Here is a 10125-nt window from a genome sequence, read left to right on the forward strand (position 1 = left end):
CCCCCCGCGCGGGGGCGTGGATTGAAACCAGGCGTCGCTACGCTATGCCGTGGCAAGGGCGTGGATCGAAGCCATCTTGCCGAGCCGGGGCTCGGCGATCCCGGAGGCGTTCCCCACACGCGATGATGTGAACCGACCACCGTAGGGGCGAATCGCGATTCGCCCTTGTTGTCCCCACGCGTGTGGGGTGAACCGACCCGGCTTCGTCTGGCGACTACGCCGGGCAGGTTGTCCCCGGGTCGTTCCCCGGCAGGGGCCCACCTTCGTTCCTGTTCCATCTATTGGCTTCCGGAAGAAGAAACTCAAGTTCGCCATCATTTGCTCCGATAGTACATTGCAGGACACGGTGGTTGGGCCGTGCGGGAGGAAACGCCGAGGCCGCGCAAAACTCGGGAATGGCGTTCCGCGAATCATACCCCGATTCTTCGCGTACGTTTCCCGGGCGCTTCAAGGAAATTTTCCCGCATTTGGTTGGATAGGAGGCCGGCTCCCGCGTTCCTGGAATTCATCGACGCCGGAAAGATAGTTCGGCGCCGGGGAGAAACGCGGATCGTTCCTGTGCGCGGCGAAGCCGGCCTTCGTGATGACTAAGGATCTTTGGCCGGCAAGGACGGACAGCCTTCTTCATATATCGGATCAAATGGTCCGGCGTGGCCGTATCCATGGCGGAAGCGGACGAACGTATCGGCTCTTACGAAATGAAAAAAAACCGCTCCAGCGGCTTCTCGTTGCTCGAACTGATCATAGTGATGGCGCTCATAGGCATATTGGCGGCCATCGTGTCGAATCGATACTTGAACTATGTGGAGGAAGCCAGGGTAGCCAAAGCTACGGCCGACATACGGGTGATCGAATCCGAAATATATGTATACAAGATGAAAACGGGCGAGCTTCCGGAATCCCTCGGCTCCGTGAAGCGCTCGGCATTCAAGGATCCCTGGGGTCATTATTATTGTTATATGAAAATCGGCGACGACAAGGACTCCAAAGGCAAGGCTCGCAAGGACGGATTCCTTGTCCCAATCAACTCCGATTTCGATCTGTACAGTTCGGGTAGAGACGGCCGAAGTGTTTCTTCCTTGCGGGCAAAGGGCAGCAGAGACGACATCGTCCGGGCCTTTAACGGCGGCTACGTGGGCCCTGCATCGAAGATATAGAAGGCGCTTGGTATGAGAATCGATCGAAGGTTTTTCAAGAGCAAGGTTTCCCGCCGGGTGTTCTTCCAGTTTATTTTGTGCGCCGTTATTCCCATATCGGTCCTTTCGGTGCTGGTGCTCACCCACGTCAACCGCTACCTGCATCAACAGAACCTGGAGCGGCTCCAATACTCGACCAAGAACCTGGGCATGAGCCTCTATGAACGTCTCATGATGCTGGAAGATGAACTCGAAATCGTTGGGGAGCGGCTGTCCGGCGCCCTTCATGCGGCCGGCGGGTCATGGGAATCGTCCTGGAGCCGGCCTCTGAGCCGCCGTTTCCGCGCGTTGGCTCTCGTGGACGGCGAGGGCTCGGTGCGCCCGATCCATGGGGAGTTTTCGGATGCTTTGGGGCCCGACGATGCGCCATCGGCGACTATCGCTTCCGAACGGACGTTGCTGTACGTCCGGCGTGGAGACGGATTGTTTCCCCGTATTGTGATGGGCGTGAAACTGGAAAACGAGGCCTTCGGGGACAAGTACCTGTTGGCGGAGATCGACGGAAGCTATCTGTGGGAGATCATGAGTGTGGATAAGCTGCCGCACATGACCGAGGCCTGTGTTTTGACCGAAAACGATACGGTGCTTTTTTCCACCGTGCTGTCTCCGCTTACGGAATGCGCGCTGAAACACGCCGGGGTCGATGCCGTAGGGACGTTCGGGTGGGAACACGACGGATCCGAATACCAGGCGTACTATTGGTCTCTTTTTCTCAAGGGACAGTTTGCTTCGCCCATGTGGAAGGTTGTCCTGAGCGAGGATCGGAAGCACTGGACGGTTCCCATGGATGATTTCAAATTCATATTCTCCATGGTGACGTTTCTGGTGATCTGTGTCGTCTTGTTATTGAGCATCTATCAGATCAGACGAAGCCTGGTGCCCCTGGAAAAACTCCAGGCGGTTACCCGGCGCATCGCCGACCGGGAGTATGACAGCCGGGTGACCATCGCCAGTGGGGACGAGTTTGAATCCCTGGGCGAGGCGTTCAATCAGATGGCCGGTCAAATCGGCCGTCAGTTCGCCACCCTCAAGGCTCTGGCCGAAATCGACCGGGCCATCCTGTCGACCATGGAGACCGGCGGAATCGTGGAGACGATCCTGGGGAGGGTGCGAAGCACCTTTTCGGCGGATGCGGCCGGGGTGTGGCTGGTGGACTCCAACGATCCCGGCCGCGCCACCGTGCGGATGAAATGGAGCGATTCGTGTGATTGCCGGGTGGAAAACACGATCCGCTTTTCGCCGGAAGATCTTGCGGACCTTCGAACCCTGACATCCCATGCGTTTCTGGACGTCGCGAGCGGCCTTCCGAAGTATCTCGAGATCATGGCCGGATGCGGTGTCCGTTGGCTGTTGGTGTTTCCGGTTTACGTGCAACAGGATCTTTCCGGGATGATCTGCCTGGGCTTTGTTCATCATCCGGACAGCAGTCCGGAAGATCTTCATCAGATGAGGCAGCTCTCCGACCAGGTGGGTATAGCCTGGTCCAACGCACGGCTCGTCGAAGCCCTGGAAAACCTCAATTGGGGTACGTTGACGGCTCTTGCGAGAACGGTGGACGCGAAGTCGCCGTGGACGGCGGGACATTCCGAAAGGGTGACACGGCTGTCTCTGGCCATTGGCGGAAGCCTGGGAATGAAAGAAGAGGAATTGGACATACTCCAGCAGGCGGGCCTGCTCCACGATATCGGCAAAATCGGTGTGCCCGCGGCTATTCTGGACAAGCCGGGACCTTTGACGAACGAGGAATTCGCCCGCATCAAGGAGCATCCGAGCAAGGGCGGCCGTATTCTCGAGCCTGTGGCCGCCTACGCGGAGGTCATACCGGCGGTGTTGCAGCATCATGAGCGCTTTGACGGTCACGGCTATCCCGCGGGGCTGGCGGGGGGGGACATCGTGCCTGCCGCCCGGGTGCTGGCTGTGGCCGACGCGTTTGACGCCATGACCTCGGACCGTCCCTATAGACCGGGCATGGACAAAAGTGCGGCCGTCAGGATCATCGAAGAGGAAGCCGGAAAACAGTTCGATCCCGAGGTGGTTGGGGCTTTTTGCGCCGTGATGAAAGAGGATGACGGAGAAAAGGAAACCCCTTTGAAGGCCGGGTATTCGTACCGCGCGGACAGGCCTGCGCAACACGCCGTGGAAACGGAAGCAGCGAGGATTCCCTTGTAATGTATCTACGAGTGCTCTATGTGGTGCTGATTGCATTCTTAGCAGGCTGCTCGATCGGGCGTGAGGCGGTGGACCCGAAGATCTTTGCCGGAACATGGGAAACCACTGCGGCCAAGTATGCGGATCGGTTCATCGACATCAGACGGAACAGCATTGCATTTGGTACGGGCGGCCAGGACTTCCAGTCTTACACCATAACCGGAATGGTCTTGGATTCGTCGGCGGGTAGACCTCATTACACCATATACTATAAGGATGGCAGTGGGGACGGCTATGAAGTGTCGTTTTATTTTGACGCCAAGTCGAAGGTCATTCGCTTGAAACATCAGGAGCAGATCGAGTGGAAAAGGAGAAGCCGGTCCTGAGACCGCGGCACGGCTTTCGGTCACAACTCCTTCATTAACAGCCCGTTGAAAAAGCCGGGTTGTTACAGGCCGTTGAAAAACGATGAGATGCAAGGCGCGCAAATCCCGAGGAATGAGTCGTACACAGAGTACGTCGCAGTGACGAGGGATGAAGCGTAACGCCGCGGATCGCGTTTTTCAACAGCCTGTTAACCTCACCCAATCGCGGTGATGGGTCCCAGCCGAGGAAAAGTCATGAAGGCATACAAAAGAAGACGCGTCCTGATCGATAAAAAGCTTCAATATAAGCTCTTGATCGTCAACGTAAATTACTTCGTGATGTTGTTGCTAGTTGTCGGATTGACGCTGTTCGGGCCATTGTTCGTGGAATTCTATGGCGCCGGAATGGACTACGTGCAAAAGAGCCTGATCGCGGAGAAAATCCTCTATCTTCACGGGAGGTTGTGGCCTCCCTTTATCGCCGCTGCCGCCCTGTTCGCCATACATTCGATATTTGTCTCACACCGAATCGCCGGACCCCTGTACAGGTTCAGGGCGGTCCTGAAACGGCTTGGGGAAGGGGACTTCTCCCAGGATGTAATGATCCGGAAACACGATTACCTGCATCGGGAGAAGGAAGTGATGAACGACACCATACGTGCGATAAGGGCAAGGATAGCCGGCATCAAAGCCGAGCAGCAGGCGGTTTCAAGGATTATGGCGGGCATGGATCCGGATTTGGAGAGTATTTCTCCTGAATTCAGAAGTCAAATAAGCCTCATCGAGCACCATATCGTGGAGATGCGACATCACCTCGATTCGTTCCGTCTGGGCGGGGAAATCACAAACTGAAGCCGTCCCGGAACGTTCATGGATGTTCTTTACCAGACGGGGGCGTATTGCCATACGCCCCTACCCGCTACCGCAAAAAATGAACGACTTTTCTCGGAGCGACGGTGACAGCCTCGCTCTTCGTACTTATAGATGATATAATACCATCCTGATGCCTTCGCAAAAAGTCCTCACGCCGTCATGCCGGACTGGGTCCGGCATCCTGAAGTAGTTGAAATTACAGGATTTCGGCTTTCGCCGGAATGACGGATAACGGCCGCTTTCGACTTCTTACGAGTGTGTCAATCTTGTCGGGCCGGACGATAACCGCATCTGAGGGAGCCGGATCATGCGTTTCGCAAGAGATTTTTCATTGGCGTTTTCGGCCGGGGGAGTTGGCGCGCTCGTCAACAGCGTGGTCGCGTGGTCGTTCGGATCCCTCGGCGTTACGGCGGCTCTTGGAGTCAAGATGGCTCCCGCGCTGACCAGGACCTGGCTGTATCCCCGAATCGTTTGGGGCGGCTTATGGGGCCTGATGCTGCTTCTGCCGGTCATCAAAAGGTCGCATGCCCAGCGAGGCGTCCTGTTGAGCATTGTCCCCACCCTGATCACGCTGTTCGTGCTATATCCCGAGGAGGGCAAGGGCGTGATGGGCGCGCAACTCGGAGCCTTGACCCCCCTGTTTCCTCTGATTCTCAATGCCGTATGGGGCGCCGTGGCAGGGGCGTGGTATGCCATGGTTAGTGAAAGACGAGGCGGCCTGGGAGTGAGGTAGCCGGCATGACGTCGATCCGGGCGCTTCGCCGCCCGATCTTCCAATGCGCTCGAAATGGGTTAACAGGCTGTTGAAAAACGCGATCTGCTGTCACGCCAACGGCGTGAAGCTTCATCCCTCGTCACTGCGACGTATGGCGCCACAGGTTTCACGACGCAGGCGGCGGCGGACTTCCAGGTCCGAAAAATGGAAGATAAAGCCGTTGGGCGCGGGCTACTCGTACTGTTGCGTCGATATCCGCCATCTCTGGACTGACCACCATTTTCCCCTCGGAACTCGGGCCTTCCGGTCAGGGAAGACCTCATCCTCAAAATTCTGAACGTTTCACGCACCGACCGCTATTGACCGGCACGGACGATCCGAAGGATTCGTGCATCCCGGGGATCAGCCAACCGGGCGTCGGGAAGGCCCGTGACCTATCCCGTGAGCGGCTGACGCCCGAGATCTTTCCTATGAATCGTAACCCGAAGAAGATGGAGACAACCATGAGAAGAACGGCAGGAGTGATGCTTCTGGCGATCGGTTTTTCGTTGATGATCGCCACATCGGTTGTCGCGGGCAGGTCGGGTATTTGGAAGCCCGCGGACGGCAGCAACAACTTCTACATCCAGACGTACTCGACCGGGTCCTGCGTGGTCATCGTGACGCCGGACGGAGAACATTTCCAGGTGTTCCTCGACGGGCAGTGCGGCGATGAGGTCGTTGCGTTCGAGTACTTCGGCCGTCCGGCCACGCTGGATTTGGCCTTCGCGACCGATCAGGCGGCCACGGCGGATCTGGTCATCGAGGGCAAGAGCACTCAGTACACGCTGGAGCAGGTGTTCGAAGGAGACTGCCGGAGCGGCGACGGCGCTACCGGGACCATCACCAACAGCCTGGGGATGGCCTTCGCTTACATTCCGCCGGGCCGGTTTACCATGGGGAGCCCGGAAAGAGAGCTGGGCCGATTCGCGGACGAGCCCCGGCGCCTCGTCACTCTGACGCAGGGTTTTTACCTGCAGACCACCGAGGTTACCCAGGGGCAGTGGAAGGCGCTTATGGATACCAACCCGTCCTTTTTCAATACCTGTGGTGACGATTGCCCGGTGGAATCGGTTTCCTGGGACGATGCCCAGGCGTTTATCGTCCGGCTCAACAGCTTGGGTGAAGGCGTTTACCGGCTACCCACGGAAGCGGAATGGGAATATGCGGCCCGGGCCAGGAGTGCTCTGGGATTCGCCAACGGAGAGGTCACGGAGCGTTATTGCGGTCTTGATCCGAACCTCGATTCCATGGGGTGGTACTGCCATGAGTTGGAGCTGGCAACGCATCCTGTGGCGCAGAAAACCCCCAACGCCTGGGGATTGTATGACATGCACGGAAACCTGCGGGAGTGGTGTCTGGATTGGTACGGGGCGTATCCAACAGGTCCCGTGACCGATCCTCTGGGTCCGTCTACCGGCACGTACAGGGTGCTTCGAAGCGGCAGCTGGAGCGACGATGCAACAAGTTGCCGGTCGGCGAGTCGCGGTGGCTTGCAACCGAACTCGAGCGACAAACTCGTCGGCTTGCGTGTTCTGAGGTCTTATCCTTGATCCTTTTTGCCCTCGATCCCTGTGCAAGGTCCCGGGGCGCGAATGAAAAGTGGTTCTTGTTACACACAGAAACCCTCAAATAGGATGGAGACAACAATGAAAAAGACGGCAGGAGTCCTTCTTCTGGTGTTTGGCTTTTCTTTCATGATCGCTACGTCGGTTACGGCGGGCCGGTCCGGCATTTGGAAGCCGTCCGACGGCAGCAACAACTTCTACATCCAGACGTACTCGACCGGGTCCTGCGTGGTCATCGTGACGCCGGACGGCGAACAGTTCCAGGTGTTCCTGGACGGGGAATGCGTCGATGAAGTGGGGGCCCTGGAGTACTTCGGCCGGCCCGCCTCCCTGAATTTGACCTTCACGTCCGATCAGGCGGCGACGGCGGATTTGCTGATCGAAAGCAAGGCTACGCAATACGTTCTGGACCGCTCGTTCGAAGGAGACTGCCTAAGTGGTGACGGCGCCATGGGGACGATCGCCAACAGCCTAGGGATGAGGTTCGCTTACATTCCAGCGGGCCGGTTTACGATGGGGAGTGCGGAAAGCGAGTTGGGCCGGGACTTGGACGAGCCCCGACACCTGGTTACTCTGACGAAGGGGTTTTACCTGCAGACCACCGAGGTTACCCAGGGGCAGTGGAAGGCCGTTATGGGGACCAACCCGTCCTTTTTCAATACCTGTGGTGACGATTGCCCGGTGGAATCGGTTTCCTGGGACGATGCCCAGGCGTTTATCGCCAAGCTGAACACCATGGGTGAAGGCGCCTACCGGCTGCCCACGGAAGCGGAATGGGAGTATGCGGCGCGGACGGGGAGCGATATGGCCTTCGCCAATGGGGATATCACGAAGGAGGCGTGCGACCTCGATCCGATCCTCGACGACATGGGGTGGTACTGCTACAACTCGGAACTGAAAACGCATCCTGCGGCCCAGAAAACTCCCAACGCGTGGGGGTTGTACGACATGCACGGAAACGTGTGGGAGTGGTGCATGGATTGGTTCGGGGCGTATCCGACAGGTTCCGTGATCGATCCCACGGGTCCGCTTGCCGGCGCGTTGAAAGTGATTCGTGGCGGCGGCTGGGGCGAACATGCAACAGGCTGCCGGTCGGCGAGACGCTACGGCTACCCGGAGAACTTGACCGACAGTCTCCTCGGTTTACGTGTTCTCAGGGTTGCGCCGTAAAACATCCGCGCGGATCGGCCGCGCAGAGCCGTGAGCCCGAAGCGGACGATTCGTTTAAGGGAAGGCGGGGACAGGGCCCGCAATGGGAATCCGGGCCCGCCGTCCTGGAATATTCAGGAGGACTGATTTGTTCGGCGATCAACCACAGGGGGACAGAGCTTTCTCCGGCTGTCACCGCCGTCCGTAGGACTCCATAATCAGTGTCTCTTCGACTTTCTTACGCCGCGCGAATTTTACCACTAGTGAAGCCGTGAACATCAGAAGGAACATGAGAAACAGAATCTGAGCAATTCCAGCCGCGGCGGATGCAATGGCGCCCAAGCCGAGGACCCTGGTCACCAATGCCAGGATTAAAAAGGTGATGGCCCAGCGTAACATGGCGCTACTCCTTTGCGATTTTAAAGGAATACATCCGAAGATGGACGGTCTCGGGCCGGAGAAGCTTTGAGGGGTTCATCCTTATGAAGCCAACTACCTTTCTCCGACCATCAGGACGCGCCACCCTCCCAATGATCTACTTGACCTGAAGTTCGTTGGATACGCTCTTGACTCCCTCGACGCTACGCGCCAAGGTTTCGGCCTTTTGTTTTCGTTCTTCGGAAGCGACCACACCCGTCAACGTGACCCGGCCGTCGTTGGTATCTACGTCGATGTTAAAGATCTTCATGTCCGGATCTTTGAAGTATTTCTCGTTGATTTTGGCGGTAATGACTGCATCATCCACCTGGCCGCCGATGCTTCGCTCGTCGCTGCCAACGGCATATCCTCCCGCCGCACCGCCTGCTACAAGAGCCGGTCCGCAACCCGCGCTCACGAGTAGGATCCCTGTGAACAGCCAGATGGAGATCCAGCAAACCCGCATAGTTCCCAACGGTTTCATATCCGCTCTCCTTGGTCTGAAGGTCTTTTAGCACTCCTTGCATCCACCACGACTACCGATCAAACCCCTATGCCGTACTAGCTCAACTCCGCAGCCGCGCTTTTATACTCCTCTTCAAGCTTGTCCAGGGCGTCCTGCATCCCTTTCATCATTTCATTCCAGGCGTCCCCGGAGGAATCCCTCAACTTGTCCAACTCTTCACGCGCAGCAGCCTGGCTCTCTTTGAGCCGGTCGATACGCTCCCGGAAGGTCTGCCGGACCTCATCGGACTTGGTTTCAATCTTTTCCTTCAACTCTTCGATCCTTGCATCGATCCGGTCCAACTGTTCGTCTATTTTGCCGAGGTATTCGTCCCGTTGTTCATACGTGTAGTCCTTGAGGGCTTGAACCGCCTCTCCCATCTCCTTCTTTACGTCCGAAGAAGTAGTCACCGACTGTTGGGGTTCGGGAGACGATTCCTCCTTGCTGCACCCTCCCAGGAACACCATCGTCAGCAAAACCGCACCTATTGCCCCAGCCCGAAAGATGTTCATCTTGCTTCTCCTTCCTGTGTCCCCGGAGGCATTTCCGATCCCCCGAGGCCTTGGTCGTCGTCCGGCCGTTGCCCTATCAGGCTGGTGAAAAACGCGATCTGCTGTCACGCCAACGGCGTGAAGCTTCATCCCTCGTCACTGCGACGTACTCTGTGTACGACTCATTCCTAGAGATTTGCGCGCCTTGCATATCATCGTTTTTCACCAGCCTGTAGCAATCCGGCTTCTTCAACGGGCTGCTAGGCGCTTTTTCTTGCCGCTGTCTTTTCCACCATAGCCCAATACTCGCGAGCCGTGTTGTCTATGGATTGCCTCAGTTGTTCCAGAACTTTCCCACTACCGCCGATCATGTCTTCCACTCGGGCCAGCACTCGCTCCCGTTTTGCCCTCACGTCGGCGATCTCTTTGAGCAACGGTTGCCTGTCTTCCCCCTCCGACACGCTCACTTGTTGCTCGATGTCGTTTACTTGCCGCTGCAATTGATCTAATAGTTCTCTCACGTTTCCTAATAATTCACCCAGATCTTCCATCACCGTCCCCTCAATGTCATTGACTTAAGGGTCGCGAGGTGGAGATAAGCCTTGCAATAATAAGTAGTTACGATATAATCAGGCTATGTTTGCCGTTAAAATTCACCA

11 protein-coding genes are annotated in these 10125 nt (G+C 57.2%); 7 read left to right on the plus strand and 4 right to left on the minus strand.

The features are described 5' to 3' along the window. The first annotated feature begins 698 nt into the window (after window positions 1–698). From HY788_13995 to HY788_14025, 7 genes are all read left to right on the plus strand, one after another. Window positions 699–1157, plus strand: coding sequence for a prepilin-type N-terminal cleavage/methylation domain-containing protein (locus HY788_13995; GenBank protein ID MBI4775257.1), 459 nt, complete (start codon window positions 699–701; stop codon window positions 1155–1157). Window positions 1158–1169: 12 nt separating this feature from the next. Continuing rightward, complete coding sequence (locus HY788_14000) at window positions 1170–3365, plus strand: HD domain-containing protein (protein MBI4775258.1); 2196 nt, start codon at window positions 1170–1172, stop codon at window positions 3363–3365. Next, entirely contained in the window at window positions 3365–3730 is a 366-nt protein-coding gene (locus tag HY788_14005) for a hypothetical protein (protein MBI4775259.1), read from the plus strand. The genes HY788_14000 and HY788_14005 overlap by 1 nt, the downstream gene beginning before the upstream one ends. Window positions 3731–3964: 234 nt before the next feature. Further along, window positions 3965–4561, plus strand: coding sequence for a hypothetical protein (locus HY788_14010; protein MBI4775260.1), 597 nt, complete (start codon window positions 3965–3967; stop codon window positions 4559–4561). A gap of 328 nt (window positions 4562–4889) precedes the next feature. Then, on the plus strand, window positions 4890–5315 hold the full coding sequence (locus tag HY788_14015; protein MBI4775261.1) for a hypothetical protein: 426 nt from the start codon (window positions 4890–4892) through the stop codon (window positions 5313–5315). A 485-nt stretch (window positions 5316–5800) separates the two neighbouring features. Next, complete coding sequence (locus tag HY788_14020; GenBank protein MBI4775262.1) at window positions 5801–6889, plus strand: formylglycine-generating enzyme family protein; 1089 nt, start codon at window positions 5801–5803, stop codon at window positions 6887–6889. Between the two features lie 96 nt (window positions 6890–6985). Then, entirely contained in the window at window positions 6986–8074 is a 1089-nt protein-coding gene (locus HY788_14025) for a formylglycine-generating enzyme family protein (GenBank protein ID MBI4775263.1), read from the plus strand. 171 nt (window positions 8075–8245) lie between these two features. Here HY788_14025 and HY788_14030 read toward each other — a convergent pair whose 3' ends face one another. From HY788_14030 to HY788_14045, 4 genes are all read right to left on the minus strand, one after another. Next, window positions 8246–8452: a DUF1328 domain-containing protein gene (locus HY788_14030; GenBank protein MBI4775264.1), complete on the minus strand. Its 207-nt coding sequence runs from the start codon at window positions 8450–8452 to the stop codon at window positions 8246–8248. A 136-nt stretch (window positions 8453–8588) separates the two neighbouring features. Beyond that, window positions 8589–8954 (minus strand): BON domain-containing protein, encoded by a 366-nt coding sequence (locus tag HY788_14035; GenBank protein MBI4775265.1) that lies wholly within the window; start codon window positions 8952–8954, stop codon window positions 8589–8591. Window positions 8955–9031: 77 nt separating this feature from the next. Next, window positions 9032–9487, minus strand: a complete 456-nt coding sequence (locus HY788_14040) for a hypothetical protein (protein MBI4775266.1) — start codon at window positions 9485–9487, stop codon at window positions 9032–9034. Between the two features lie 239 nt (window positions 9488–9726). Then, a complete protein-coding gene (locus HY788_14045; GenBank protein ID MBI4775267.1) occupies window positions 9727–10017 on the minus strand; it encodes a hypothetical protein in 291 nt (96 codons plus the stop codon). Between the last annotated feature and the right edge of the window lie 108 nt (window positions 10018–10125).

Source organism: Deltaproteobacteria bacterium, assembly GCA_016208165.1.
Lineage (GTDB): Bacteria > Desulfobacterota > Desulfarculia > JACQYL01 > JACQYL01 > JACQYL01.

Bases quoted from the DNA above. Each gene is read 5' to 3' on its own strand.
- HY788_13995 (MBI4775257.1), top strand. From the start codon at position 699: ATGAAAAAAAACCGCTCCAGCGGCTTCTCGTTGCTCGAACTGATCATA.
- HY788_14000 (MBI4775258.1), top strand. From the start codon at position 1,170: ATGAGAATCGATCGAAGGTTTTTCAAGAGCAAGGTTTCCCGCCGGGTG.
- HY788_14005 (MBI4775259.1), top strand. From the start codon at position 3,365: ATGTATCTACGAGTGCTCTATGTGGTGCTGATTGCATTCTTAGCAGGC.
- HY788_14010 (MBI4775260.1), top strand. From the start codon at position 3,965: ATGAAGGCATACAAAAGAAGACGCGTCCTGATCGATAAAAAGCTTCAA.
- HY788_14015 (MBI4775261.1), top strand. From the start codon at position 4,890: ATGCGTTTCGCAAGAGATTTTTCATTGGCGTTTTCGGCCGGGGGAGTT.
- HY788_14020 (MBI4775262.1), top strand. From the start codon at position 5,801: ATGAGAAGAACGGCAGGAGTGATGCTTCTGGCGATCGGTTTTTCGTTG.
- HY788_14025 (MBI4775263.1), top strand. From the start codon at position 6,986: ATGAAAAAGACGGCAGGAGTCCTTCTTCTGGTGTTTGGCTTTTCTTTC.
- HY788_14030 (MBI4775264.1), bottom strand. From the start codon at position 8,452: ATGTTACGCTGGGCCATCACCTTTTTAATCCTGGCATTGGTGACCAGG.
- HY788_14035 (MBI4775265.1), bottom strand. From the start codon at position 8,954: ATGAAACCGTTGGGAACTATGCGGGTTTGCTGGATCTCCATCTGGCTG.
- HY788_14040 (MBI4775266.1), bottom strand. From the start codon at position 9,487: ATGAACATCTTTCGGGCTGGGGCAATAGGTGCGGTTTTGCTGACGATG.
- HY788_14045 (MBI4775267.1), bottom strand. From the start codon at position 10,017: ATGGAAGATCTGGGTGAATTATTAGGAAACGTGAGAGAACTATTAGAT.